The sequence below is a fragment of the Phaeobacter sp. SYSU ZJ3003 genome (assembly GCF_041300735.1).
Classification (GTDB): Bacteria; Pseudomonadota; Alphaproteobacteria; order Rhodobacterales; family Rhodobacteraceae; genus Phycobacter; species Phycobacter gallaeciensis_A.
Genome location: NZ_PXNU01000034.1, coordinates 25565 through 49468, shown reverse-complemented (window position 1 = coordinate 49468; position 23904 = coordinate 25565). Strand labels below are relative to the sequence as shown.

Sequence of the window (23904 nt, the reverse complement as noted above, 5' to 3'; positions counted from 1 at the left end):
GCGCCTTACAGCGGCCAGAACAGCGGGATAAGGGCTGAGGCCAACAAGCCGATGCTCAGGTTCAACGGAATGCCGACGCGCAGGAAGTCGGTGAACTTGTAGCCGCCGGGACCATATACCAGCATATTGGTCTGATAGCCGATGGGTGTCGCAAAGGACGCCGAGGCTGCCACCATCACCGCAACAACCAGCGGACGCGGATCCAGCCCCATCGCCTGGGCAAGCCCGATGGCGATGGGGGTCACCACCACCGCCACCGCATTGTTCGACACCAGCTCGGTCAGTACCGACGTCAGCAGATAGACCGCCCAGACCAGCAGGAAGGGCGGCAGGCCCGACAGGCCCGGCGCAATGGCATTGACGATCAGCGCAACTGCGCCCGAGCTTTCCAGCGCGGCGCCAATCGCCAGCATCGAGAAAATCAGCGCCAATAGCCGCCCGTCGACAAAGGAAAACGCCTCATCCGCGTCGATGCAGCGGCTGACCAGCACCAGCGCAACCGCGACAACCGACAGCAGCAGGATCGGTGCAACACCCAGCGCGGCCAGCAGCACGATTCCTAGAAGCGCCGCAATCGCAAGGGGTGCGTGGCTGCGGCGATAGGCCCGCTGCGTCGGCTGAGAGACATCGGCCATATCCGTATCCGCCGCCAGACGCTGAATATCCGCTGGAGCGCCTTCCAGCAGCAGGGTATCGCCGACCCGTACCACCAGATCGTCGAGCTGCACACCGATGTTCTGATTGCGCCGGTGCACCGCCAGCACATAAACACCATAGCGGCGACGCAGACGCATGGCCCCCAGCGAGCGCCCGACCAGACGGCAGCCGGGGGTGATCAGAACCTCGACAGTCTTGGTCTCCACCGCGGACACCTGATCGACACGCTTCAGCTCTTTATTGCTTTGCAGGCTCAGAAGTTCGGTCATCTGGGTGCGCAGCACCACCCGATCTCCGACCTGCAGCTCGACGCCTTTGAGGTTCCGGCGCAGCGAGACATCGCCGCGGATGACGTCGATCAGGCGCACGCCGGGACGTTTAAACAGCTGAACCCCAGAAACCTCGCGGCCGATCAGGTTGCTTTCGGGGGGAATGACCGCCTCGGTGAAGAATTTCATCTTTGACCGATCACTCAGCAGGTTGGCCAGATTGTCCCGGTCCGGCAGCAGCCGCGGCGCGATGAAACGGAGATAAATCATGCCCCAGATCACCAGAATGATCCCCAGCGGCGTGACCTCGAAGATACTGAAAGCCTCCATACCCTGCGCCCGGGCCACACCGTCCACCAGCAGGTTCGTCGAGGTGCCGATCAGCGTCAGCGTGCCGCCCAGGATCGCCGCATAACTAAGCGGGATCAGCATCTTGGAGGCCGAAACATCCAGCGTGCGGGAGATCTGGATGAACACCGGGATCATCACCACCACCACCGGCGTGTTGGAGACAATCGCCGAAGCGCCCACGACGAAGGCCATCAACATGGCGACGGCCAGCCTGGGGCTAACCTCGGCCTGTTTGCGGGCAATCGCGGTAAAGGCATCCAGCGCCCCGGTGCGCACCAATGCCCCCATGATGATGAACATCGCCGCAATCGTCCACGGCGCCGGGTTGGACAGCACCGGCAGCGCCGCATCATAAGGCAGAACGCCGGTGATCAGCATCAGAGACACCCCAGCGAGGGCCACCACCTCGGTCGGGTAGGTTTCCTTCAGAAAGGCCAGAAACATCAGTGCGACGATCAGAAGGGTGATCAGGGCGCTGCCGTTCTGAGCGACTTGAAAGACATGCATGTGCGGCAAATATCCTACCTGGTTTGCGATGCTGCGGTCCCGCCCATTATGCCAGACCGGCGCAGAGTGTCCCCGATCCTAAATTGCGGAGCAAGCACTTCTGCACCCCGCCCACAAGCATTTGGCATCTCACGATGATTTCAATGCGCATTTGGTGGCCGGAGCGACAGGTCAGTGGATCAGACCGGTGCCGCGCCTTGCAGCAGACCACCGTCCCGGACCATGTGGATTTCCTTGGCCGCGCCGGTGCGGTCGTCTGTTACGATAAAGACACCCGACAGGGTCGCCTCCCCTTCCGCCGGGGTGAAGCGGCTTTTGGGCATGCCAGTCAGGAACCGGCGCATCGGTTCGGCCTTGTCCATGCCGATGACGGAATTGTAGTCGCCGCACATGCCCGCATCGGTCAGATAACCGGTGCCTTCGGACAGGAGTTGCGCATCAGCGGTGGGGACATGAGTGTGGGTGCCGACCACCAGCGAGGCCCGGCCATTGCAGAAATGCCCCATCGCCATCTTTTCCGAGGTCGCCTCGCAATGCATGTCGACGATCACCGCCTGCGCCAGCCCGCCGCGCGGATGCGCCTTCAGCACGCCTTCGACGGCGCCAAAGGGATCGTCATAGGCCCGCTTCATGAACACCTGACCCAGCGCCTGCGTTACCAGCACCTTGCGCCCGCCGGGCGCGTCGAACAGGCGATATCCCCGCCCCGGTGCGCCTTTTGCGAAATTCAGTGGCCGGATGATGCGCGGTTCCTTTTCGATGAACTGCATCATGTCCTTTTGGTCGAAGGCATGATCGCCAAGGGTCAGACAATCAGCCCCGGCGTCAAGCAGAAGCTTGGCGTGATCGCCGCTGAGCCCCATGCCATTCGACGCGTTCTCGCCGTTGACCACAACAAAATCCAACCGCCACTCCTTGCGCAGTCGCGGCAGGTTTTCGGTGATGGCACGGCGCCCCGCGCGGCCCATCACATCGCCTAGAAACAGAATTCTCATGGCTCAGTCCTAGGCGGCGCTGCGACGGGGAACAAGCCCCCGACGCGCCCTATGTGGCGTTTTTCGCCTCAAATACCGCGAGCCACATGCGACCTAAGCCCCTTCCCTATCGGGAAAACTGGATGATACGGCTTTCGGTCACGATCATGTCAAGCGGCTGATCGGTCGGCTCCAGCGGCAGATCTTCCGCCTCCTGCGCGTCAAAGGCAAAGCCGATGGCCAGCGTCGCCCGCTTGCTGCGCAAGAGCTCCAGGGTTCGGTCGTAAAAGCCGCCACCATAGCCAAGCCGCCCGCCGGACAGATCAAAGGCCACCAGCGGCACAATCAGGATCTCGGGTTCAAAGAAGTCATCCACCGCAGGTACCATCGCGCCAAATGGTCCTTCGCGCAGCGGCGCATCGGGCTGCCAGCGACTGAATCGCAAGGGCAGACCTGCGCCTTCGATCACCGGTACGCCGACGGCTCCATGGGCTGCGGCTTCGGCCATGGCAGGCAGCGGATCAATCTCGGTTCGGATCGGCATGTATCCGGACAGTGGAACACCGCGATACCCGGCCAGCACCTCGGACAGATGCCCGGCGGCACCGGGTTTTCCCATGTCGAAGGACTCTTTGCGCCGGGCAAAGGCCGCCTTGCGCGCTTGTGCCTTGATCGCTGCCAGATCCGCCATTGCTCCCTCCTTTGCCGGGATTGAATGCCTAGAGAAGAACCAGCCCAGCCAGACCGAGGAAGGCAAAGAACCCAACGATATCGGTCACCGTCGTCACAAAAGCCCCCGAGGCAAGTGCCGGGTCCACATTCATTTTTTCCAGCATAACCGGCACCACGGTCCCGGCGAGGCCTGCCACGACCAGATTGATGACCATCGCGACGCCAATCACCGCGCCAAGCTGCGGCGAGCCGAACCACAACAGCCCGACACAGCCCATCACAACGGCAAAGATCAGACCGTTGACCAGCCCCACCAGAACCTCACGCCGGATCACCCGCCAGACGTTTGATCCTGTCAGGTCGCGTGTGGCCAGCGCACGCACCGCCACCGTCAGCGACTGGGTGCCGGCATTGCCGCCCATCGAGGCCACGATGGGCATCAGCACGGCGAGGGCCACGAACCGGGCGATGGTATCTTCGAACATTGAAATCACCATCGACGCCAGCACCGCCGTTACCAGGTTGACCGCCAGCCAGGGGAACCGCCGCTTGGTGGTGTCAATCACCCGGTCCGACAGGCTGCCTTCGCCGACACCGGCCAGGCGAAGGATGTCTTCTTCGTGCTCTTCATCCAGAACCGCCATGGCATCGTCGATGGTGATGACACCCACAAGACGCCCCTCGTCATCGACCACCGGGGCCGAAATCAGGTGATACTGGTTAAAGGCATAGGCCACGTCTTCCTCGTCCTGATCGGCGGGAATGACCTGGAAGGTTTCTTCCCTGAGATCGGTAAGCGGTACCTCGCGTCGGGCCGACATGATCCGGCCAAGGGTGACATTGCCCACCGGATGCAGGCGCGGACTGACCATGACCACGTGATAGAACTGCGCTGGAAGGTCCGACCTTTCGCGCATGAAATCAATCGCCTGCCCCACCGTCCAGTGTTCCGGCGCCATCACCACTTCGCGCTGCATCAGGCGGCCGGCGGAGTTTTCCGGGTAGCTCAGCGATTGCTCGATCGCGACCCGGTCGGAATCCTCCAGCGCGTCGAGAATGGCTTCCTGCTGCGGCTCCTCAAGGTCCTCCAGCAGGTCGACCACATCGTCGCTGTCCAGATCCCGGACTGCTTCAGCCAAAACCTGCGGGTTGAGGATCGCGATCACTTCCTCGCGGATCGCCTCGTCCAGTTCTGACAGGATTTCGCCGTCGAATTCGCGGTCATAAAGCCGGATCAGCCGGGCCCGGTCATAGGCGTTCACCTGCTCCAGAAGGTCGGCGATGTCGGCCGCGTGCAGCGGCTCCATCAGGTTCGCCAGCTCGGCCTTGTCGTTGGTATCCACAGCATAAAGGATCTGCGCCACGCGGCGGCGATCCAGCATATAGGCGTCGTCCTGGCCCTTGTCGGTCCCGATGGTCTCGTCGCCTGTGCTCATACGCTGCCCCTTCCGATGCTTGTCCCATGAATAGAAGAAGCTGCTACCGGAAAACAATGACAATGACACAATTTACCGCCGCGCGCGCCGCGCGTATCCTGCATGCGGTGAATTCGCACGAAAGGACAGCACATCATGAGCAACGCCCACATCCTGCGGGGACAGGTCCTGTCCTTTCAAGGCTCCCCCTTTGCCACCGAGGCACCGCAGGAAGCGGCAAGGCTGAGCGAGGCAGTGGCAGTGCAGGATGGGAAGGTTGCCGCCGTCGGCAGCTTTGACGATCTGCGCCAGAGGTTTCCCGCAGCCGCGTTGCATGATCATGGGGAGAAGCTGATTCTTGCCGGCTTCGTCGATGCGCATGTGCACTATCCCCAGACCGCCATTATTGCCAGCTGGGGCAAGCGGCTGATCGACTGGCTGAACAGCTATACCTTCCCCGAGGAGATGCGCTTTGGTGATCGTGCCTATGCCGATGAGATCTCAGCCCGCTATCTGGACCTGACCGCTGCCCATGGCACCACCACGGTCTGCAGCTATTGCACCATTCACCCCGAAAGCGTCGATGCCTTCTTCACGGCGGCGCAGGCGCGCGGGCAACGGGTTGTGGCGGGTAAAACCTGTATGGACCGCAACGCCCCAGAAGGGCTGCAGGATACGGTTCAGTCTGCCTATGACGACAGTGCGGCGCTGATCGCGCGCTGGCACGGGATCGACCGGCTGGATTATGCGATCACGCCGCGGTTCTCCCCCACCTCTACCCCTGAACAACTAGAGGCCATCGGCGCCCTCTGGGCCGCCAACCCCAGCTGCCTGATGCAAACCCATCTGAGTGAACAGACGGATGAGATCGCCTGGGTCAAGGATCTGTTCCCGGATGCCCGTGATTATCTGGACACCTACGAGGCCTTTGGCCTGTTGGGCGCACGTGGCCTTTATGGGCATGCCATCCATCTGGAACCGCGCGAACGTGACCGGCTGCGCGAACATGGCGCCGCGCTGGTGCATTGCCCCACGTCGAACACCTTCATCGGGTCCGGGCTGTTCGATATGGCCGGACTGATGGCCGAAGGGCAGCGGATCGGCCTTGCCACCGACACCGGCGGCGGATCCAGCTTTTCCATGCTGCGCACCATGGCGGCAGCCTATGAGATCGGCCAGCTGCGCGGCACGCCCCTGCACGCGGCCCAGCTGTTGTGGCTGGCAACGCAAGGCTCGGCCACGGCGCTGCGGCTTGAAGACAAGATTGGCAATGTCGCCCTGGGCATGGAGGCCGATCTTGTGGTGCTCGATCTCGCCTCCTCCCCCGCCATCGCCCAGCGCGCCGCCCGCGCCGATGACATCTGGGAGGCCACCTTTGCCACCATCATGATGGGTGATGACCGGGCCGTGTCCGAAGTGTGGATCGGCGGGCGGCAGGTCTGACGGCCCGCCCCGCCAGAAACCCTCCGTTACGCCTTCTCGGCCAAGGCGCGGGCCAGCTGACCATGGCGTTCGATCAGCCGCGGCAGATCAAGGCTGGTGACCTCTCCGCCAGAGATGATCTGACGCCCTTCCACGAACAGGTGTTTGACCTGTGTCGGCCCGGCCAGCAGCAAGGCCGCCGGGTCCCAGCTGCCGCTGGAGGCAACGCCGGTCACATCCCAGACTGCCACGTCGGCGCGTTTGCCGGGGCTGAGCCGACCGCAATCGGGACGACCCAGAATATCAGCGCCGCCACGGGTGGCGATTTCCAGCGCCTCATAGGCGCTCATGGCATCAGCGCCCTGCGCAACCCGCTGTAGCAGCATGGCCTGCCTCGCCTCGCCGATCAAGTTGGCGATATCGTTGCTGGCCGAGCCATCAACGCCCAGCCCCACCGGCACCCCGGCATCGCGCATCGCCCGTACCGGTGCGATACCGCTGCCAAGGCGGCAATTGGAACAGGGGCAATGCGCCACGCCGGTCCGGGTGCGCGCAAACAGATCGATCTCCTGCGCGTCCAGCTTGACGCAATGGGCGTGCCAGACGTCATCGCCGGTCCAGCCCAGTTCCTCGGCATATTGCCCGGGCCGACAGCCGAACTGCGCCTCGGAATAGGCGATATCCTCATCATTTTCGGCCAGATGGGTATGCAGCATCACGCCCTTGTCACGCGCCAGCAACGCCGCATCCCGCATCAGGTCGCGGCTGACGGAAAACGGCGAACAGGGCGCAAGCCCCACCCGGCACATAGAGCCCTCAGAGGCGTCGTGAAAGCCATCAACCACGCGGATCATATCTTCAAGAATGGCCGTCTCTTGCTCGACTAGGCTATCCGGCGGCAATCCCCCGTCGCTTTCCCCGATGCTCATGGCGCCGCGTGTCGGGTGAGACCGCAAACCGACCTCGCGGGCGGCATGGATGGTATCCTCCAGCCGCGCGCCGTTGGGATAAAGGTACAGATGGTCAGAGCTGAGCGTACAGCCGGAGAGAGCCAGTTCCACCAGCCCCAGCTGGGCAGAGACGAACATCTCCTCCGGACCAAAGCGCGCCCAGATCGGATAGAGCCGTTGCAACCAGCCAAACAGCAGCGCGTCCTGCGCCCCGGGCACTGCGCGCGTGAGGTTCTGATAAAGATGGTGATGCGTATTGACGAGGCCCGGCGTCACCACGCAGCCCCGGCCAGATACGATCTGCCCTGTCGTGCGCAGCCCCTGTCCCACCTCGGCAATCTGACCGCCCCGGATCAGAACATCTGCATCGTGCAATACGCGGCCCGCATCATCCATGGTGATGACGGTGGTCGCATTTTGAATCAGGATTTCCTGCATCGGTTCACACTCCTTTGTCACCCGTTTCGGTTTTGGAAGTGTGAACTGGCCCGACAGAATACGGGTAAAGGACTCGGGCCGTGGCGGTGCTATACAGCACTGCCATGGCCGCGCTCAAGCCCCGGACGGGACCTGATCAGCTGTTTTTCAATAGGGCCAGCGCCGCCGCGTGCAACTCGGCATTGGCGGCGGCAAGCACCCGGCCGCCTTCATGGGCCGGGCCGCCCTCCCAATCAGTTACGACACCGCCTGCAGCCTGGATCACTGCGATCGGGGCCTGCACGTCATAGGCGTTGAGGCCCGCCTCGATCACCAGATCGATCTGCCCCGCCGCCAGCAGTGCATAGGCGTAGCAGTCCATGCCATAGCGCGTCAGCCGGACCTTTCCGGAGACACGTTCGAACCCAGCACGTTCTTCAGGGGTGCCGACTTCGGGGAAGGTGGTGAAAAGGATCGCCTGATCCAGCGCCGTGCCGTTGCGGGTCGCCAGATCGCGTGCGCCCTGTGGCCCGGTCATCTGCGCCAGCCCGGCCGCGCCGATAAAGCGTTCGCCGGTGTAGGGCTGATCGATCACGCCCAGCACGGGGCCGTCTGCCTCGGACATGGCGATCAGCACCCCCCAGGTCGGCGTGCCGCTTATGAAACCGCGGGTGCCATCGATAGGATCCAGAACCCAGGTCCGGCCAGAGCTGCCTTCGACGGGAGCGAATTCCTCGCCCAGGATACCATCATCAGGGCGCAACTGCGCCAGCACCGCCCGCATCGCCAGTTCCGCATCGCGATCAGCGACGGTGACCGGATCGAACCCGTCCTCCAGCTTGTTGTCCGCTCCAAGAGTGGCGCTACGGAAATACGGCAGGATCGCTGCGCCGGCCGCATCGGCCATCTTCTGCGCAACGTCCAAATCGGAATCAGGATTCTGTGTCATGCGATGGCGGTGCCATCTGGCCGCACGCTATTCAAGAAAAAAGACCCCGAAGGGTCTTTTCACTTTCAGGCTGCGTCGCTGAGCACACGGGCCAGCTCGAACAATCGCCTGCGCTGGTTCTCGGGGATCGCGTAATAGGAACGCACCAGATCCAGGGCCTCTTTATCGCCCATCAGATCCTCGGGCACCGACGCCTTGTCTGCCTTGTCGGCAGGGGCCTTATCCTCTTCCTGTAGACCATCGAAAAAGAAACTGACCGGGACGTCCATCGCGTCAGAAATATCCCAAAGGCGGGAGGCGCTGACCCGGTTGGCACCGGTTTCATATTTCTGAATTTGCTGGAACTTGATGCCGACTTTCTCGGCCAGTTGCTGCTGTGTCATACCAATTAGCCAGCGACGGTGACGGATCCGTTTGCCGACATGCACATCTACAGGATGAGCCATGTGCTATCTCCTAGTTATACCAAAGTGGTTCGCGCCCAAGTAGCCGCGATGATTGCTAAATCCGTCAGGATATCAACACTGGCCCGCGTTACCGGACCTTCTAAAACCGCGACAGAGGCTCAACCCCTCAGCTGAGCTTACGACCTCCACGGTTGAATTCAAGTGCGACAAAGGTCAGTCGCGGTTGAAGATATCCAAATACATGATTTCATGCATCATTTTGTCATGCTAATGCGACCAACAACATGTGAAATAATGCCTCCCCATAAATAGCGAGGTGAATTTGCGGCGTCTGTTGTCAAACAGTCACGCAACGAATCACCTTTCGCGCGGCAAAACCAAGAGGACATCATGCAGGCTTATCAGGTCACCGCCTTCGACGCCGCCCCGGAACTGATCGAAATTGCCTGCCCGGCTCCGGCTGCAGGCCAGATCGCTGTCAGGATCGCCGCCTGCGGGCTGAATTTCGCGGATCTGCTGATGCAAAAGGGCACTTATCAGGACACCCCCACCCTGCCCTTCGTACCGGGCTTGGAGGTCTCTGGCACGGTAACCGCACTGGGAGAAACGGTAACAGAGTTCAAGATCGGTGACCGGGTTGCAGTCTTCTGCGGTCAAGGTGGCTTGGCTGAAGAAGGTGTGTTTGACGCCAGCCGCGCGGTCCGCATTCCGGACAGCATGAGTTTTGAACACGCCGCCGCGCTGCAGATCGCCTATGGCACCAGCCTGGTGGCGCTGGATCACTGCGCCCGGTTGCAACCGGGCGAAACCCTGCTTGTCACCGGCGCTGCCGGAGGCGTTGGGCTGACCGCAGTGGAGATTGGCAAGCTGATGGGCGCCCGCGTTATCGCCCATGCGCGCGGCGCCGACAAACTGGAAGTGGCCCGGGCCGCTGGCGCGGATCACCTGATCGACGACAGCGAGGATCTGCGCAGCATCGTCAAGGACCTGGGCGGCGCCGATGTTGTCTATGATGCGGTCGGGGGCCCGGTGTGGAAAGCTGCCTTTAGGGCGACTAACCCCTGCGGGCGGCTGCTACCGATCGGGTTTGCCAGCGGCGAAGTGCCCCAGATCCCGGCCAATCATCTTCTGGTCAAGAACCTGACCGTGATCGGCTTTTATATCGGCGGCTACATGAAAGCCCGGCCAGAGGTCATTCAGCAGGCCTTTGCGACCCTGTTCGACTGGCACGCGGCAGGCCGGATCAAACCGCATATCAGCCACGTCCTGCCACTGTCGCAGGTCGCGGAAGGAATGGAGCTGCTGCGCAGCCGGGCCTCGACCGGGAAGGTCGTTATTACCCCGTGAAAGGTAAATAGAACCGGGAAATCACCATCGCACGGTTATAGGGCCATGGCGATCACATCCCTTTTCGAGAGCCGTTTACTCCCTCAGCCCCTTTGATCAGCCCGCCGCGCGCAACTGCGCCGGACGCAGAGCGGCAAACCCCTGCCGAATGATATTGGCCAGATCGCCAACATACTCGGCCCGCACCCGGTCCGCGCCATAGAGGTTGATCTGCTGCACCGGCAAGGCAGGCAGCACGCCGCCGTGTTCGATAACCTCCTGATGCGCAGGTTGGGTGCCCTCCAGCAGAACACCAATGGCAAGGTCCGCGCTCACCGTGGCCTCCACCGTGCGGTCGGATTCGCTGTCCACCGCCATATCCCACTCGATCCCAACCTCATCCAGTGCTGCGGTTGCAGAGGCCCGGAAAATACAGTTGCGGCAAAAGCCAAGACGCAGCGGTTGCTGCCGCCAGGCGGAGCCGTTCACCGCGCCGATCCAGCGTAGCGGCATTTCGTGGATGGGCTCGCCACCCTCGCCCGCAGTTCCTTCGGTTGTCAGGATCAGGTCATAGGCCCCTTTGGCGAAGCCGGCCTTCAGATCGCGGGTATTCGAGGTCACCAGATTGACGCTGACGCGGGGAAAGCTGGTGTTGAACCGCTGTAGTACGCGCGGGATGACCGGATAGACCACGTCATGCGGCACCCCCAGAACAACCTCACCTTCAAAAGCCTGATCGGTCAGCCGGGTGATCACCTCGTCATTGAGCGCGACCATGCGGCGAGCATAACCGAGCAGCTGTTCCCCCGATGGGGTCAGGGCAATGGAGCGCCCCGACCGGTCCAGCAGTTCAAGCCCCAGCAACTCCTCCAGCCGTTTCAACTGCATCGAAACCGCCGATTGAGTGAGATGCAAAAAACCTGCTGCGCGTGTCACGCCGCCGTTGTCTGCCACTGCCACAAATGAGCGCAGCGTCGTCAGGTCCAAATTTCTAATCATCACGACCTCTGATGGAAGATATCAAAAACATTCGTTTCCAATATTAATCACACTCCCCCATATACATCAACAGAATTGATAAAGGCCCACGATACCATCACGAACGAAAAAAAGGACAAGAGCCATGACCTATATCTCCACCACCTCGGTCAGCCCGAAACCCCGCCGCAGCCTCGCGGATCGCATCAAAGGCGCATTCGCTCTGACCCGCCAGCGGCGCGCGCTGGCAAAACTGGACGCTGAGGCGCTGGCAGACATCGGCATCAGCCGCGACGCCGCCAAGGAAGAGGCCCGCCGCCCATTCTGGGACGCACCGGATTCCTGGACGCGCTGACAGAGACCTCACAGATGACAAATGACGACTGAAGGCGCACCCGCTGTAATGGTGCGCCTTTTCATGTTTTTGCGGCAAATCTTTTCATCGCAGACTTGAACCGTATGGGCTTTGACCCGATATTTGACGGGAATGTTGTGCATGGCCGTTGAACTGGCTGTTCCGCGCAACTGGGGAGACTTTTTGAAAACGGAGACCATGATACATGGCACAGTTTGACACCATTCGTTCTACAGCAGGCGCACGCACTGCCGAGATCGATGCGGGCCTACGCGCCCATATGAACAAAGTCTACGGCACCATGTCCGTGGGCACGTTCATCACCTTTCTGGCCGCCTGGGCCATCGCGGGCCTCGCGGTGACAACCGATCCGTCGGCCGCCTCTGCACAGCTGAGCGCCGACAAATACCTGACCAGCCTCGGCTATGCGATCTACGCGTCGCCGTTGAAGTGGGTGATCATGTTCGCGCCACTCGCCTTCGTGTTCGGCTTTGGCGCCGCCATCAACCGCCTGTCGGCCTCGGCCGCGCAGCTGGTGTTCTACACCTTCGCAGCCGTCATGGGCCTGTCGATCAGCTCGATCTTCCTGGTTTTCACCGGTGAATCGATCGTTCAGGTATTCCTGATCACCGCCATCGCATTCGCGGGCCTTTCCCTGGTGGGTTACACCACCAAGAAAGACCTTTCCGCAATGGGCACCTTCCTGATCATGGGGCTGATCGGCCTGATCGTGGCTTCGGTGGTGAACATCTTCCTGGCGTCCTCCGCCATGGCCTTTGCCATCTCGGTGATCGGCGTTCTGATCTTTGCAGGCCTCACCGCCTATGACACCCAGAACATCAAGAACACCTACCTGCAGATGGCCGAATCCGGCGATCAGGAATGGCTGGGCAAAGCCGCGATCATGGGCGCCCTCAGCCTGTATCTGGACTTCATCAACCTCTTCATGATGCTGCTTCAGCTGCTTGGGAACCGCGAATAACGCCACCGGCCATACCAAGACTTCAGCAAGGGGCGGATCACAGCGATCCGCCCTTTCTTTATGCCCAGCCTTTTCTTTTTGGGCTGGGCCTTTTGAACTGACCACAGGATTTAGAAGATGAAGATTACCGATATCACTGCCCGCGACGCAGGGCGTATTGTTCCCTTGCTGCGGGACCTCCATGCACAGCACGCGGAAGAACAACCGCTCCGCTACCCGTCTGCCCCGGCCGACAGTGACATTGCAGACTGGCTGTCAGACTGGATGGAAAAGGACGGGATACAGGCAATCGCCGCGCAAAGCCCCGCAGGCGCCCTGATGGGCTATGCTATCTATGAGATCGAAGACCAGCCTCACCTGCCAGTGATGCGCGGCGGCAAACGGATCCAGTTGCATCATATTGCCGTGGATCCGCCATTCCGCCGTCTGGGAGTTGGTCAGGCACTGGTGACAGAAGTGAAATCCCGCTGTCAGACACTTGGCATCGACACGTTGACCACAAGCTTTGCCGTCTTTGACACCGCCTCTGCCGGGTTGATGAGCAGCATGGGATTGCAGCCGGTTACGACCGTCGCGGAATGGCGCGCCTGAGGCTCATCTCCACAAGCCCCCAGACCAGCTGAGAGGCGGCTCAGGAGCAGCTTAGACCGGTGGCAAGGGCAACCGTGCCCCGGTCGCTGCCGAGCACCTGAACCTCGCCCGAGACGCTGCAGCCGCTTTCGCGCGCCGCAATGGTCTGGAAATCCGCAGGTGTCATGTCAGGCAGGTTACCAATCACGCTATGCGCAGGGGCGCTGAGCACCGCGAGCCCGGTCGAGCCCGCCCGTACAACGGAGAGCGACAAGGCCCGGCCCTGCACCTCGACCCGCAGGGTCTGGCTGCCCGAGCGCGGCGCTGTCGCAGGCTGCTGAGTTCGACCAGCGGTCAGGGACAGCGGCCCGGCCATCACCGGCGCCGGAACCGGCACCACGCCCGCAATCGTCGCCTCCGGAGAGGGCGCCACGGCCACGGCAAAAACCACGCTGAACAAGATACGCCTGAACATACTATCACCCACTTGTCTCATTTACCCACGTAAACAAGTTACGACCGAAATGAGGCGAAAAGGGGAACTATCCTTTCGTACAGGCGGCTAAACTATCGGGTAATTTTTTCAAATTCGAACAAGCTCTCACCTGCCCTGCGCCTGCAACGACCGCCGAAAACCCGGCTCCAAACACGAAAAAGGGCCACGCGCGGGGCGTGACCCTTTTTGAAAATCCTGTATGCCGGATGGGCTTACTTGATTTTGCCTTCTTTGTACTCGACGTGCTTGCGCGCAACCGGATCGTATTTCCGGATGACCATTTTTTCGGTCATGGTGCGTGCGTTTTTCTTGGTCACGTAGAAGTGGCCCGTGCCCGCGGTCGAGTTCAGGCGGATCTTGATGGTCGTCGGCTTCGCCATGGTGCTTCTCCTGCGTCCGAAAAGGCAGGGGGCCTCTCGGTAAATTCCTATATGAGCGTGCGCTTTTACCTGCACTGCCCCCCAAGTCAATAGGATTCGGGGGGATATTTTGCGCAGAAGGCCTGTAAGCCGGATTCTGTCCCGAGACTTGCGCCTCATGGACGGCCATTCATCTGCGATACGCATTACTGCGTACCTCTAGCTGCCAACCCGGCCCCTCTTGGCTAAAGCATGCCTAGCGGCGGTATCCCGTTGCCGGGACCTACCCGCGCGGGGGCCCTATTTGGCGTTGCTCCCGGTGGGGCTTGCCGTGCCGCCCCTGTTGCCAGGGGCGCGGTGGGCTCTTACCCCACCGTTTCACCCTTACCGCGCCCTGATCCGTTGCCGGGGGCACGGCGGTTTCATTTCTGTGGCGCTATCCGTCAGGTTGCCCTGCCCGGGCGTTACCCGGCACCGTTGCTTTAGGGAGTCCGGACTTTCCTCGCGGAGGGCGAGCCCCCAGCGCGGCCGTCCAGCCTTCTGCGCAGGGCTGCACCTAGGCCCTGGGGGCTGACAGGTCAAGGGTGGTTGCAGCCGGTCTCATTCAGACCCAGAGGTCTGCCTGGCCCAGCGGCGCGAAATCCTCCGCACAAAGCGCCCCGCGGGCCTGGGGACGATAGCGCAGCCGCACAGCTGCCAGCAGCGTCTCATCCTCCACCGGGGCGGTATATCCGATGTCGCGGGCATAGGCGCGGAAACGCGCCATATCGGCGCTCTCTGACTCCATCAGGCTCTGCCCTGCCGCCTCCGCTTGCGCTACCTGCCGGGCGAGCCCCTGACGGGCCAGCCGCGCCCAGTCGAACCGGGCACCCGGATCGCATTTGCGGCCCGGCGCCATGTCCGAATGGCCGATCACCGCCTCGGGCGCGATCTCCCAGCGGCGCAGGATATCGCCCAGCAGTTGCGCCAGCCGCGCCATCTGCGGTTCGGAGAACGGGTGATCGCCGCGATTGTCCAGCTCGATCCCGATGGACCGGGAATTGAGATCCTCCAGCCCGCACCATTCGCCCGCACCAGCGTGCCAGGCGCGCTGCGCCTCCTCGACCATCTGCCAGAGGGTGCCATCCTGTCCGATCAGGTAATGGGCCGACACCTCGGCCGCAGGATCACACAGCCGCTGCAGGGCAGCCTCAGCCGTCTCCATTGCTGTGTAGTGCAGAACCACGAAAGCCGGCGTCAGACCGTCACGACGCGGACCGAAATTGGGGCTGGGATGCCAGATCGCCCCGGCCTCATCCCCTGCCCTGTCAGTTCCGGACATCAGGAGTCTTCGCGCAGGACCAGACGATAGGGGGACGGGTCCCAGCCGCAGGCATAGCCATCCCCATCCGGGTCCAGCGCGTAGCGGTCGCGTTTGGGGCCGCCCGCCTCAAGAAACGCCACTTGGGCCAGCTCGGGCGAAGCATAGCCTGCGCAATTACGCGACGAGCGGGCCTTGAGGTTGATACCCGTGCGGCTGAAGATGCGGTTGCCCGGCGGGTTGGAAGTGCTGAGCGCGTATTGCACGATATTTGGATCCCGGTTGCCCGCAGAGACCGTGGGCAGCGCCGTCGGCTCCACTACCTGATACTGGGCGCGCTGCCGTTTCAGACGCTCGGCATCGCTTTCGATGGTCTGGCGCGACGACACCGCATCAAAGCTGTTTTCGTCCGACAGACGCGGGTTGCCACCGACAATCTGCGGCGCAGGGTTGTCCGGGCTTGCTTCAAGCGGCGCCTGACCAGAGTTGGCCCGCGCCGCACTCAGGGCTGCTGCCGTTTCGCGAGCGATATCGGCATTGCTGCCAGTGCCAACCGAGGCTCCAGCCGCAGCGACCGAGGTGGCTCCGCTCTGATCTGTCGGCATCGCCAGGGGCGCGCCGACAACCTGAGGCGAGGGGATCAGTGGATCGCCGTTGATCGTGGTGCCCTGCGCCGGACGGGCGGCGAAGGGATCGCCGTCCACGCCCACCCCGGCCGCGCTGTCCGGCACTGGCGGGCTGCAAGCTGCAAGGGCCAGAAGACTGCCAGCGGCGGCGAGGGAGACGAAGACGCGCATCGGGATCACCTGTTTATGGTCGTATGGTTCATGCTCTTGTTTGAGCCGGTTTTACCACCATTTCCCCGGCTTTGCCACAAACCCGGCGGCCTGCTCCAGCGCATAGGCGGTGTTCAGCAGATCGCCCTCTTCCCAGGGGCGGCCGATCAGCTGCAGGCCCAGCGGCAGACCCTGTGCATCGACACCCGCAGGCACAGAGATGCCCGGCAGGCCCGCAAGGTTCACAGTGACGGTAAAGACGTCATTGAGGTACATCTGTACCGGATCCGCATCGGTCATTTCACCCAGCCCAAAAGCAGCAGAGGGCGTCGCCGGTGTCAGGATCGCGTCCACGCCTGCGGCAAAGACATCTTCGAAGTCCTTCTTGATCAGGGTGCGAACGCGGCGGGCGCGGTTGTAATAGGCATCATAGAAGCCTGCCGACAGCACATAGGTGCCGACCATCACGCGGCGCTGCACCTCGTGGCCAAAGCCTTCGGCGCGGGTCTTTTCGTACATCTCGGTGATGCCATCGCCAGCCTCCAGCGTGGCGCGGTGGCCGTAGCGCACCCCGTCGTAGCGTGCCAGGTTCGACGAGGCTTCGGCCGGGGCGATCACGTAATAGGCAGGCAGCGCGTATTTGGTGTGCGGCAGCGAGATGTCGACGATCTCGGCGCCCGCGTCCTTCAGCATGGCAGTGCCATCGGCCCAGAGATTTTCGATCTCGGCAGGCATGCCGTCCATGCGGTACTCTTTCGGGATACCGATCTTCTTGCCCTTGATGTCGCCGGTCAGCATCGCCTCGAAATCCGGCACCGCCAGATCGGCGCTGGTGCTGTCTTTCGGGTCGTGCCCGGCCATGGCTTCCAGCATGATCGCCGCATCGCGCACCGATTTGGTCATCGGCCCGGCCTGATCCAGCGAGGAGGCAAAGGCCACGATGCCCCAGCGCGAGCAACGCCCGTAGGTGGGTTTGATGCCGACGGTGCCGGTAAAGGCCGCAGGCTGACGGATCGAGCCGCCGGTGTCGGTGCCGGTGGCCGCAAGGCACAGGTCTGCCGCCACGGCAGCCGCAGAGCCGCCCGAGGAGCCACCCGGTGTCAGCTTGGCATCGCTGCCGTCACGCCGCCAGGGGCTGACCACATCGCCATAGGCAGAGGTTTCGTTGGACGAGCCCATGGCGAATTCGTCCATGTTCAGCTTACCCAGCATCACGGAACCCGCATCCACCAGTTTCTGCGAAACGGTCGACTCATACTCGGGCTTGAAGCCTTTCAGGATGTTGGAGGCCGCCTGGCTGTCCACGCCCTTGGTGCAGAACAGATCCTTGATCCCGACCGGCAGGCCGCACATGGCAGGCGCATCGCCTTCCTTGATGCGGGCATCGGCTGCCTTTGCGCGCTCCAGCGCGATCTCGGGCGTCTTGTGCACGAATGCGTTCAGCGCATCGGCGCCTTCGATGGCCTTCAGGCAGGCTTCGGTCAGCTCGACAGAGGTGGTGTCGCCTTTGCGCAGGGCATCGCGGGCCTCGGCCAGGCCCAGTTTGTTCAGATCGCTCATGTCTTACTCCACCACCTTGGGGACCGCAAAGAAGCCCTCGCGGGCGTCGGGGGCATTGGCCAGGATCTTGTCCTGCTGATTGCCATCGTTCACCACATCCTCGCGCCGCTTCAGACGCTGCGGCGTGACCGAGGTCATCGGCTCGACCCCGTCCACATCCACTTCGTTCAACTGTTCGATGAACCCAAGGATGGTGTTGAACTCGTCTGCCAGCGCAGGCAGCGCGTCCTCTTCGACCTTGATCCGGGCCAGTTTGGCCACTTTGGCGGCAGTGCTTTGGTCAATCGACATGGAAACCCTCATCTCGTGTTACAGACGCGTTTACCGCCGCACCGTCCGCGCCGCAAGCGGGTCTGCACCGAAAACGGGTGTCTAATCCCTCCCCAGCCACAGGCTGGGGAGCGCAGGAGCGCTCATTCGCAGTTATTGTGCATCTGCCACATCGCGGGATCATGCCCCTCCGGCACCGCGTCGCAAGGATCAGCCGCGTAGCCGCGCAAGCGATTATAGGCGGCAATCTGTTCGCCCGAAAGAAACTGCACCGTCTGCAAATGCCGGGACAGGTGGACATACCGCAGATCCGCCCGCGCCGCGCCTGCTTCGGAGACCAGGCGCCGCAACTCATCGGCGTCGGGGTTGCCTGAGGCAAAGGCCTGATCAAGACGTTCTTCGGCGGCAATGAAGACCTCGGCGGCCTGCTGCGCCTCGGTGGCCATTTCGCGATGGATCTGGCGCACCTGCCCGATCTGCGTCTCGCTCAGCCCGATCTGCGGCGCCAGTTCCAGAAGATGCGCAGGGCCAGGCCAGCCGTTCAGTTCCGCCGGAAGGGCAAAGCCCCAGCCCTTGCCCGCGCGCAGCTCAGCGATGTCCGCATCCGAAAGGCTCTTGATTCGCCGACTTTGCTGCCCGGCATAGGGTTGCGCCTCATCACCCTGATGCTGCTGGTGTCCCTGGTGCCCTCCCGCGCCCTCGGCATGGCCGGGCGCAGCGGATATCGGCGCAAGTGCCAGCAGGCTCAGAAGAACGGTGGCCTTCGACCCGATCATTGTCACAGCACTGCCTCCCATCATGTTCTGACGCCCATGAGGGCACATTCACCGCTAGAGCACAAGTTTGCTGCGAAACACTGTGGACCGGGGCCCTGACCGGGCCTGCAGGACAGCAAACCGATGGAAACAGGCATTCGGCGTGCTAGGGTGAGAGCAGACAAATCAATGAATTGGGAGAGACACCATGAAGATCATCTGGCTGGGCCACGGCAGTTTCCGTTTTGAAACCGAAGGAAAAGTGCTGCTGTTGGACCCTTGGCTGACCGGTAACCCCAGCCTGCCCGAGGACCAGCATGATGCCGCCATTGAAGGCGCCACCCATATCATCCTGACCCACGTGCATTTCGACCATGTGGTCGATGTGCTGCCGCTCGCGAAAAAACTGAACATTCCCGTGGTTGGCCAATATGACATCATGGGCTTCTGGGGTGAAACCGAAGGGGTCGAAACCGTCGGCTTCAACAAGGGTGGAACCGTCGATCTGGGCGGGCCGAAACTGTCGATGGTGCCTGCTTCGCACAGCTCGACCTTTGCCACCCCCGAAGGCCCGCGCACCGGCGGGTCGGAAGTCGGCTATGTGCTGCAGGCCGAGGGCAAGACGATCTATATTTCCGGCGACACCGCGATCATGGCGGACATGGATTGGATCGGGGATTACTTCAAACCCGATATCGGCATTCTCTGCGCTGGCGGTCACTTCACCATGGACATGAAGCAGGCGGCCTATGCGGCCAAGCGCTACTTCGACTTCAAGACGGTAATCCCCTGCCACTACAAGACTTTCCCCCTGCTGGAGCAATCCGCAGAGGATCTGAGCGCAGGCCTGCCCGGGGTCGAAGTGATCGAACCTGAGGTGATGACAGCGCTTGAGGTCTAAACCGGCTTTGTAAACGCCGCCCGCGCGCGGGCGGCCTTTTCTCTGCAGCAGCAGCCCAGCGCGTGGTCATTGATCAGCCCCATCGCCTGCATGAAGGCAAAGACGGTGGTGGGGCCGACAAACTTCCAGCCACGTTTCTTCAGCGCCTTTGACAGCGCCACGGAGTCCGGGCTGGTCGATTGCGTCTGCGGCTCGGGCAGGCTCTGCGGATCCGGCTCAAAGCTCCAGAAAAACGCGGCGAGCGATCCGGCTTCTTCTACCAGCTCCTGCGCGCGTTTCGCATTGTTGATCACGGCTTCGATCTTGCCTCGGTGGCGGATGATCCCGGCATCCTGCAACAGGCGCTCCACATCCGCATCGGTGTATGTGGCGATGACATTCCAATCAAAGCCCGCGAAAGCGGCGCGAAAATTCTCGCGCTTGGCCAGAATGGTGCGCCAGCTGAGGCCGGACTGGAAGCTTTCAAGACAGATCTTTTCGAACAACCGGATATCGTCGCCAACCGGATAACCCCAGTCCGCATCATGATAGGCATCAAATTCCGGTGCGCTGGCGCTCCAGCCGCAGCGGGCCAGCCCATCTTCCCCAACGATAATCGCGGACATCGCCTTCCTCCCGGTTCGATCAGCGAAACAAAGAGCGAACATGGCATGGTCTGCATGGGCCGTCCAGTGTCTATACGCGCGCGCCGCCCGGCCCCGACGCGCAGTACAGCAGCGCCGCCAGCAGATCCAGCTCCGCGTCCTGCGCCAATCGCCCTTTACTGCGCCAGGCAATGGAGAGCGCGCATTTGACCGCTGCCCATTGCAAAAGACGCTGACGATCCACTGCAAATCCTGTGGCCCAAAGATCGGCCAGCATCCCGATCCGACGCGGGTCGCGGATCAAATCGGGGTCCCCATAGGGATGGCGAAAGGCATTGGCCAACTCGTAGGTCCGCTCCCCAACGATCCCCTTGGCATCAAAGGCGCAAAACCCGCGGGGCGTTTTCATCACGTTGCCATGATGCAAATCCCCGTGCAGCGGGCGCACATCCACCTGCGCGTCGAGAAGATCGCGGGCCAGGGTCTGGCACGCGGCAATCGCCGCCTTGCCCCCTGCCGCACAACTCGGCGCGGGCCTCAGATGGAACAGCGCATCAAAACGATCTTCCAGCCGGGGATAGCCCTCTGGCGCCTGGCCCGTACCGGGATGCAGGCCAGAGGCGACCCTCACCAGTTCGCGTGCAGCCATTTCGTCCTCACCAGCGATTGCAACATCGGCGAGCGATGGCCCCTCCAGCCATTCGACCAGGGCGGCATCCGGGCGCAGGTCATAGACCTGGGCCGCGCAACTCTCGGGCGCAGCTTGCAGAAACCGAAAACCGCTGGCCTCGCTGCCCATGCCCCGGGCGCCATAGTATTTCAGCACCGCGGCACCGCCCCCGGCGCGGGAGACTTTCCAAAGGCTGGCAATGGCGGTGGTCGCGATCCACTCCGGTACCGTCACCCTGAACGCGGCAAGGACCTCTTCCGGCGGTTTCACATGCCCTTTCATTCCGGCCCCTATCGTTTTGCGGTGAAGAACTCTTTCAGAATGGCAGCACAGTCCGCTTCGGCGATGCCTTCATAAATCTCGGGCACATGGTGTGCCTGCGGATGTGAAAACACACAGGCCCCATGGGCAACGCCGCCGGATTTGGGATCAGAGGCGCCGTAGTAGACCCGCGCGATACGCGCCGCTGCGATGGCCGCCGCACACATGGCGCAGGGCTCCAGCGTCACATAAAGATCATATCCCGTCAGTCGCTCCCCTCCCGCTGCGGCGCAGGCGGCGCGGATCGCCAGGATCTCGGCGTGGGCGGTGGGATCGTTCAGCTCCCGAGTGCGGTTTCCGGCCCGCGCCGCGACCGTTCCGTCCGGCGCAATCAGAACCGCGCCCACCGGCACCTCGCCGCGCGCGGCGGCAGCGCGGGCCTCTTCCAGGGCCAGGGTCATGTGAGAACGGAAAACCATGGCCTTCCCTGCCGTAGAATGCCCGCTTTCGCAAGACGCCGGAATGCTCTATGGCGATGGGATGAGCAAAACACCCGCATCCCCCAAGCGCCCGCACCGCCCCAAAGGCCCGACAGGCAAAGCCGCGAAACCGTCGCGTCCCGACGCCACTGCAGGCGACAAGAGCACGGGCACGCCCGAAGGTGACCGGATCGCCAAGGTTCTGTCGCGGGCCGGCGTTGCCTCGCGGCGCGAGGCCGAGCGGATGATCGCCGAGGGGCGGGTTGCGGTGAATGGCAAGGTGATCGACAGCCCCGCGCTGAACGTCACGGCGCGGGACCGGATCCTGATCGACGGCCAGCCCCTGCCCGAGGCAGAAGCGCCGCGCCTGTGGCTTTATCACAAACCCGCCGGACTGGTGACCACCACCAGCGACGAGATGGGCCGCACGACCATCTTTGACGAACTTCCCGAGGATCTGCCGCGGGTGATGACCGTCGGGCGGCTTGACCTCAATTCCGAAGGGCTGCTGCTCCTGACCAACGATGGCGGCATCAAGCGCAAGCTGGAACTGCCCTCGACCGGCTGGCTGCGCCGCTACCGGGTGCGTATCAAGGGTCGCCCGCAAGAAACGGATTTCGAGCCGCTCCGCAAAGGGCTGGTGATCGACGGCGAGACGTTCCAGCCCATGACCGTGGCGCTGGACCGCCAGCAGGGGGCGAACGCCTGGCTGACCGTGGGACTGCGCGAAGGCAAGAACCGCGAAATCCGCCGCGCCATGGAGGATATCGGGTTTTCCGTCAACCGCCTGCTGCGCCTGTCCTACGGCCCGTTCCAGCTGGGCAATCTGAAACCCGGGGAAGTCGAAGAACTGCGCCCCCGGGTGATCCGCGATCAGCTAGGTCTCGAAGACGACACCGAAGAGACGCCACAGACCGACCGCCCCCAGCGGCGCAAACCGATGCGCGGCAAGCGCCCCGGCGGCCGCAAACCCGGCACTGACGCCCCTGCCCCCTATAGCGGCGGCGGCGCTGGCAAACCGCGTGGCAAATCGCAGGCCAAACCACAAGGAGCCCCGACGGGCAAATCCGGCCATACTGGCGGCGGCAAGCCTGGACAGCCCGGCAAACCGGATACCCGCGGCAAGGGACGCGGCGGCAATGGCGCAAAGCCCGGCAATCGTCCAATCGGCAAGAATCCCCGCCGCTGAGGCATTTGCCCGACACTTCCCCCTAGCAAGGCGGCCTGCAATCCCTTAGATTTCAGGCATGTAAATCGTGTCATGGGGGAACCCGCGTGCAGAAAGTCGCCTTCGCCGCCCTGCTTGTTCTGATGTTCGGACTGAGCACCGGATGGATTGTGGGAGGCTGATCCATGGCACAGAGGTATGGCGGCAAATACAGCCCCGATGGCGCCGGTGATCCGGCCGCCTTGGGTGACACATCCCCGCCAACGGGCAAAACCAATTCCTTTCGCAGCGCACAGGTCGATCCTGTCGGCGCCCGTGCCAATACCATGTTCGTGCCTGGGGGCGTGCTGCTGATCTTGTCGCTGAACGACGGGGCCACCGGTCTGGCGCTTGGCGGGATTGCAGCTGCCCTCTGGACCGGGGCCGCCTTTCTTCTGCGCGAAGGGTTGCGGGCCGAAACCGCCTTTGCCGCGCGCCGTGTCGCGCGCAAACCGGCCTTGCCGCGCAAGATCCTCGCCTCGGTTTTGACCGGCGCCGGGGCCGCGCTGGCCGCCTGGAAGGCAGAACCGGGGATCATGATCGCCGCCGTCTACGGGCTGACAGCCACCGGCCTGCATCTGGCCGCCTTTGGCCTTGACCCTTTGCAGGACAAGGGCGTGGAGGGCGTGGACGACTTCCAGCAAAGCCGCGTTGCCCGCGCCGTGGATGAGGCCGAAGCCTACCTTGACGCCATGCGGGACGCGGCGCTTAGGGCGCGTGACCGGCAGCTGGAGGCGCGTGTGGATCAGTTTCAGGCTGTCGCCCGGGACATGTTCCGCACCATAGAAGAAGACCCGCGCGACCTGACCGGTGCGCGCAAGTATCTGACCGTCTATCTGCAGGGCGCGCGCGATGCGACCATCAAATTCGCAGATATTTATGCCCGCAGCCAGGATCCGCAGGCCCGTAGTGACTACCTTGCCCTGCTGGAAGATCTGGAACAGAATTTTGCAGCCCGTACGCAAAAGATGCTGCTCGAAGACCGCAGTGATCTGACCATCGAAATCGACGTGCTGCGCGACCGCCTGCAGCACGAAGGGGTCCGCCTGGACCGCAATTGACACTTTGACCCGAGGAACGCCACC

26 protein-coding genes and 1 other RNA gene are annotated in these 23904 nt (G+C 62.6%); 8 read left to right on the top strand and 19 right to left on the bottom strand.

Features of this window, described 5'->3' with window-relative positions; all coding sequences use genetic code 11:
* Positions 1-5: 5 nt before the first annotated feature.
* From C6W91_RS13495 to mgtE, 4 genes are all read right to left on the bottom strand, one after another.
* Positions 6-1784, bottom strand: a complete 1779-nt coding sequence (locus tag C6W91_RS13495; RefSeq protein ID WP_370570929.1) for an SLC13 family permease — start codon at positions 1782-1784, stop codon at positions 6-8.
* A gap of 179 nt (positions 1785-1963) precedes the next feature.
* A complete protein-coding gene (locus C6W91_RS13490) occupies positions 1964-2779 on the bottom strand; it encodes a TIGR00282 family metallophosphoesterase (protein ID WP_274835734.1) in 816 nt (271 codons plus the stop codon).
* Between the two features lie 106 nt (positions 2780-2885).
* Entirely contained in the window at positions 2886-3449 is a 564-nt protein-coding gene (locus tag C6W91_RS13485; RefSeq protein ID WP_370570928.1) for a 5-formyltetrahydrofolate cyclo-ligase, read from the bottom strand.
* A gap of 28 nt (positions 3450-3477) precedes the next feature.
* On the bottom strand, positions 3478-4866 hold the full coding sequence (mgtE, locus tag C6W91_RS13480; RefSeq protein WP_065270774.1) for a magnesium transporter: 1389 nt from the start codon (positions 4864-4866) through the stop codon (positions 3478-3480).
* Positions 4867-5001: 135 nt separating this feature from the next.
* Between mgtE and guaD the strand changes: the two genes are divergently transcribed.
* Positions 5002-6288 carry a guanine deaminase gene (gene guaD, locus C6W91_RS13475; protein ID WP_274838631.1) on the top strand — a complete coding sequence of 429 codons (1287 nt, stop codon included), beginning with the start codon at positions 5002-5004 and terminating at the stop codon, positions 6286-6288.
* 26 nt (positions 6289-6314) lie between these two features.
* On the opposite strand, the gene C6W91_RS13470 is transcribed toward guaD, so the two are convergent.
* From C6W91_RS13470 to C6W91_RS13460, 3 genes are all read right to left on the bottom strand, one after another.
* Positions 6315-7655: an 8-oxoguanine deaminase gene (locus tag C6W91_RS13470; RefSeq protein ID WP_370570927.1), complete on the bottom strand. Its 1341-nt coding sequence runs from the start codon at positions 7653-7655 to the stop codon at positions 6315-6317.
* A gap of 136 nt (positions 7656-7791) precedes the next feature.
* A complete protein-coding gene (hisN, locus tag C6W91_RS13465) occupies positions 7792-8583 on the bottom strand; it encodes a histidinol-phosphatase (protein ID WP_274838629.1) in 792 nt (263 codons plus the stop codon).
* Between the two features lie 65 nt (positions 8584-8648).
* Positions 8649-9029 carry a helix-turn-helix domain-containing protein gene (locus C6W91_RS13460; protein ID WP_065270778.1) on the bottom strand — a complete coding sequence of 127 codons (381 nt, stop codon included), beginning with the start codon at positions 9027-9029 and terminating at the stop codon, positions 8649-8651.
* 351 nt (positions 9030-9380) lie between these two features.
* Here C6W91_RS13460 and C6W91_RS13455 point away from each other — a divergent pair, with 351 nt between their 5' ends.
* Positions 9381-10337, top strand: coding sequence for an NADPH:quinone oxidoreductase family protein (locus tag C6W91_RS13455; RefSeq protein WP_274838628.1), 957 nt, complete (start codon positions 9381-9383; stop codon positions 10335-10337).
* A gap of 96 nt (positions 10338-10433) precedes the next feature.
* Here the strand turns inward: C6W91_RS13455 and C6W91_RS13450 are convergent, their stop codons facing one another.
* Entirely contained in the window at positions 10434-11315 is an 882-nt protein-coding gene (locus C6W91_RS13450; RefSeq protein ID WP_065270780.1) for a LysR family transcriptional regulator, read from the bottom strand.
* Positions 11316-11439: 124 nt separating this feature from the next.
* Here C6W91_RS13450 and C6W91_RS13445 point away from each other — a divergent pair, with 124 nt between their 5' ends.
* The 3 genes from C6W91_RS13445 to C6W91_RS13435 all read left to right on the top strand — a co-directional run bounded on the left by C6W91_RS13445 (position 11440) and on the right by C6W91_RS13435 (position 13222).
* Positions 11440-11649: a DUF1127 domain-containing protein gene (locus C6W91_RS13445; RefSeq protein ID WP_065270781.1), complete on the top strand. Its 210-nt coding sequence runs from the start codon at positions 11440-11442 to the stop codon at positions 11647-11649.
* Positions 11650-11854: 205 nt separating this feature from the next.
* Positions 11855-12631 (top strand): Bax inhibitor-1/YccA family protein, encoded by a 777-nt coding sequence (locus tag C6W91_RS13440; RefSeq protein ID WP_065270782.1) that lies wholly within the window; start codon positions 11855-11857, stop codon positions 12629-12631.
* A 117-nt stretch (positions 12632-12748) separates the two neighbouring features.
* Positions 12749-13222, top strand: a complete 474-nt coding sequence (locus C6W91_RS13435; RefSeq protein WP_065270783.1) for a GNAT family N-acetyltransferase — start codon at positions 12749-12751, stop codon at positions 13220-13222.
* Between the two features lie 40 nt (positions 13223-13262).
* Here the strand turns inward: C6W91_RS13435 and C6W91_RS13430 are convergent, their stop codons facing one another.
* The 8 genes from C6W91_RS13430 to C6W91_RS13395 all read right to left on the bottom strand — a co-directional run bounded on the left by C6W91_RS13430 (position 13263) and on the right by C6W91_RS13395 (position 18738).
* Positions 13263-13676, bottom strand: a complete 414-nt coding sequence (locus tag C6W91_RS13430; RefSeq protein ID WP_065270784.1) for a hypothetical protein — start codon at positions 13674-13676, stop codon at positions 13263-13265.
* A gap of 233 nt (positions 13677-13909) precedes the next feature.
* A complete protein-coding gene (gene rpmG / locus C6W91_RS13425) occupies positions 13910-14077 on the bottom strand; it encodes a 50S ribosomal protein L33 (RefSeq protein WP_065270785.1) in 168 nt (55 codons plus the stop codon).
* Positions 14078-14186: 109 nt separating this feature from the next.
* An RNA gene (gene rnpB / locus C6W91_RS13420) (RNase P RNA component class A) lies at positions 14187-14600 on the bottom strand.
* Between the two features lie 60 nt (positions 14601-14660).
* A complete protein-coding gene (locus tag C6W91_RS13415) occupies positions 14661-15377 on the bottom strand; it encodes an N-acetylmuramoyl-L-alanine amidase (RefSeq protein ID WP_274838627.1) in 717 nt (238 codons plus the stop codon).
* Entirely contained in the window at positions 15377-16153 is a 777-nt protein-coding gene (locus C6W91_RS13410; RefSeq protein ID WP_274838626.1) for a hypothetical protein, read from the bottom strand. The genes C6W91_RS13415 and C6W91_RS13410 overlap by 1 nt, the downstream gene beginning before the upstream one ends.
* A gap of 51 nt (positions 16154-16204) precedes the next feature.
* Positions 16205-17692: an Asp-tRNA(Asn)/Glu-tRNA(Gln) amidotransferase subunit GatA gene (gatA, locus tag C6W91_RS13405; RefSeq protein ID WP_274838625.1), complete on the bottom strand. Its 1488-nt coding sequence runs from the start codon at positions 17690-17692 to the stop codon at positions 16205-16207.
* A 3-nt stretch (positions 17693-17695) separates the two neighbouring features.
* Positions 17696-17983 carry an Asp-tRNA(Asn)/Glu-tRNA(Gln) amidotransferase subunit GatC gene (gene gatC / locus C6W91_RS13400; protein WP_274828335.1) on the bottom strand — a complete coding sequence of 96 codons (288 nt, stop codon included), beginning with the start codon at positions 17981-17983 and terminating at the stop codon, positions 17696-17698.
* Between the two features lie 122 nt (positions 17984-18105).
* Positions 18106-18738, bottom strand: a complete 633-nt coding sequence (locus tag C6W91_RS13395; RefSeq protein ID WP_274835745.1) for a Spy/CpxP family protein refolding chaperone — start codon at positions 18736-18738, stop codon at positions 18106-18108.
* 187 nt (positions 18739-18925) lie between these two features.
* Here C6W91_RS13395 and C6W91_RS13390 point away from each other — a divergent pair, with 187 nt between their 5' ends.
* Complete coding sequence (locus tag C6W91_RS13390) at positions 18926-19618, top strand: metal-dependent hydrolase (RefSeq protein WP_274835746.1); 693 nt, start codon at positions 18926-18928, stop codon at positions 19616-19618.
* Here C6W91_RS13390 and C6W91_RS13385 read toward each other — a convergent pair.
* The 3 genes from C6W91_RS13385 to C6W91_RS13375 all read right to left on the bottom strand — a co-directional run bounded on the left by C6W91_RS13385 (position 19615) and on the right by C6W91_RS13375 (position 21612).
* Complete coding sequence (locus C6W91_RS13385; RefSeq protein WP_274835747.1) at positions 19615-20223, bottom strand: DNA-3-methyladenine glycosylase I; 609 nt, start codon at positions 20221-20223, stop codon at positions 19615-19617. The genes C6W91_RS13390 and C6W91_RS13385 overlap by 4 nt on opposite strands.
* 70 nt (positions 20224-20293) lie before the next feature.
* Positions 20294-21154 (bottom strand): aminoglycoside phosphotransferase family protein, encoded by an 861-nt coding sequence (locus tag C6W91_RS13380; protein WP_368981637.1) that lies wholly within the window; start codon positions 21152-21154, stop codon positions 20294-20296.
* Positions 21155-21162: 8 nt separating this feature from the next.
* Entirely contained in the window at positions 21163-21612 is a 450-nt protein-coding gene (locus tag C6W91_RS13375) for a nucleoside deaminase (RefSeq protein ID WP_274835749.1), read from the bottom strand.
* A gap of 61 nt (positions 21613-21673) precedes the next feature.
* On the opposite strand from C6W91_RS13375, the gene C6W91_RS13370 reads away from it, so the two are divergent.
* The gene (locus C6W91_RS13370) at positions 21674-22801 is read left to right on the top strand and encodes a pseudouridine synthase (RefSeq protein WP_274838655.1); all 1128 of its coding nucleotides are present in this window, start codon (positions 21674-21676) and stop codon (positions 22799-22801) included.
* Positions 22802-22965: 164 nt separating this feature from the next.
* Complete coding sequence (locus tag C6W91_RS13365) at positions 22966-23880, top strand: 5-bromo-4-chloroindolyl phosphate hydrolysis family protein (RefSeq protein ID WP_370570923.1); 915 nt, start codon at positions 22966-22968, stop codon at positions 23878-23880.
* The last annotated feature ends 24 nt before the right edge of the window (positions 23881-23904 follow it).

Coding starts and splice junctions, on each gene's coding strand:
- C6W91_RS13450 (WP_065270780.1), bottom strand. CDS start 11,315: ATGATTAGAAATTTGGACCTGACGACGCTGCGCTCATTTGTGGCAGTG.
- C6W91_RS13490 (WP_274835734.1), bottom strand. CDS start 2,779: ATGAGAATTCTGTTTCTAGGCGATGTGATGGGCCGCGCGGGGCGCCGT.
- C6W91_RS13415 (WP_274838627.1), bottom strand. CDS start 15,377: ATGTCCGGAACTGACAGGGCAGGGGATGAGGCCGGGGCGATCTGGCAT.
- C6W91_RS13380 (WP_368981637.1), bottom strand. CDS start 21,154: ATGAAAGGGCATGTGAAACCGCCGGAAGAGGTCCTTGCCGCGTTCAGG.
- C6W91_RS13385 (WP_274835747.1), bottom strand. CDS start 20,223: ATGTCCGCGATTATCGTTGGGGAAGATGGGCTGGCCCGCTGCGGCTGG.
- C6W91_RS13495 (WP_370570929.1), bottom strand. CDS start 1,784: ATGCATGTCTTTCAAGTCGCTCAGAACGGCAGCGCCCTGATCACCCTT.
- C6W91_RS13455 (WP_274838628.1), top strand. CDS start 9,381: ATGCAGGCTTATCAGGTCACCGCCTTCGACGCCGCCCCGGAACTGATC.
- C6W91_RS13485 (WP_370570928.1), bottom strand. CDS start 3,449: ATGGCGGATCTGGCAGCGATCAAGGCACAAGCGCGCAAGGCGGCCTTT.
- gatC (WP_274828335.1), bottom strand. CDS start 17,983: ATGTCGATTGACCAAAGCACTGCCGCCAAAGTGGCCAAACTGGCCCGG.
- C6W91_RS13460 (WP_065270778.1), bottom strand. CDS start 9,029: ATGGCTCATCCTGTAGATGTGCATGTCGGCAAACGGATCCGTCACCGT.
- guaD (WP_274838631.1), top strand. CDS start 5,002: ATGAGCAACGCCCACATCCTGCGGGGACAGGTCCTGTCCTTTCAAGGC.
- mgtE (WP_065270774.1), bottom strand. CDS start 4,866: ATGAGCACAGGCGACGAGACCATCGGGACCGACAAGGGCCAGGACGAC.
- rpmG (WP_065270785.1), bottom strand. CDS start 14,077: ATGGCGAAGCCGACGACCATCAAGATCCGCCTGAACTCGACCGCGGGC.
- C6W91_RS13365 (WP_370570923.1), top strand. CDS start 22,966: ATGGCACAGAGGTATGGCGGCAAATACAGCCCCGATGGCGCCGGTGAT.
- gatA (WP_274838625.1), bottom strand. CDS start 17,692: ATGAGCGATCTGAACAAACTGGGCCTGGCCGAGGCCCGCGATGCCCTG.
- C6W91_RS13390 (WP_274835746.1), top strand. CDS start 18,926: ATGAAGATCATCTGGCTGGGCCACGGCAGTTTCCGTTTTGAAACCGAA.
- C6W91_RS13445 (WP_065270781.1), top strand. CDS start 11,440: ATGACCTATATCTCCACCACCTCGGTCAGCCCGAAACCCCGCCGCAGC.
- C6W91_RS13375 (WP_274835749.1), bottom strand. CDS start 21,612: ATGGTTTTCCGTTCTCACATGACCCTGGCCCTGGAAGAGGCCCGCGCT.
- C6W91_RS13430 (WP_065270784.1), bottom strand. CDS start 13,676: ATGTTCAGGCGTATCTTGTTCAGCGTGGTTTTTGCCGTGGCCGTGGCG.
- C6W91_RS13395 (WP_274835745.1), bottom strand. CDS start 18,738: ATGATCGGGTCGAAGGCCACCGTTCTTCTGAGCCTGCTGGCACTTGCG.
- C6W91_RS13440 (WP_065270782.1), top strand. CDS start 11,855: ATGGCACAGTTTGACACCATTCGTTCTACAGCAGGCGCACGCACTGCC.
- hisN (WP_274838629.1), bottom strand. CDS start 8,583: ATGACACAGAATCCTGATTCCGATTTGGACGTTGCGCAGAAGATGGCC.
- C6W91_RS13370 (WP_274838655.1), top strand. CDS start 21,674: ATGAGCAAAACACCCGCATCCCCCAAGCGCCCGCACCGCCCCAAAGGC.
- C6W91_RS13435 (WP_065270783.1), top strand. CDS start 12,749: ATGAAGATTACCGATATCACTGCCCGCGACGCAGGGCGTATTGTTCCC.
- C6W91_RS13470 (WP_370570927.1), bottom strand. CDS start 7,655: ATGCAGGAAATCCTGATTCAAAATGCGACCACCGTCATCACCATGGAT.
- C6W91_RS13410 (WP_274838626.1), bottom strand. CDS start 16,153: ATGCGCGTCTTCGTCTCCCTCGCCGCCGCTGGCAGTCTTCTGGCCCTT.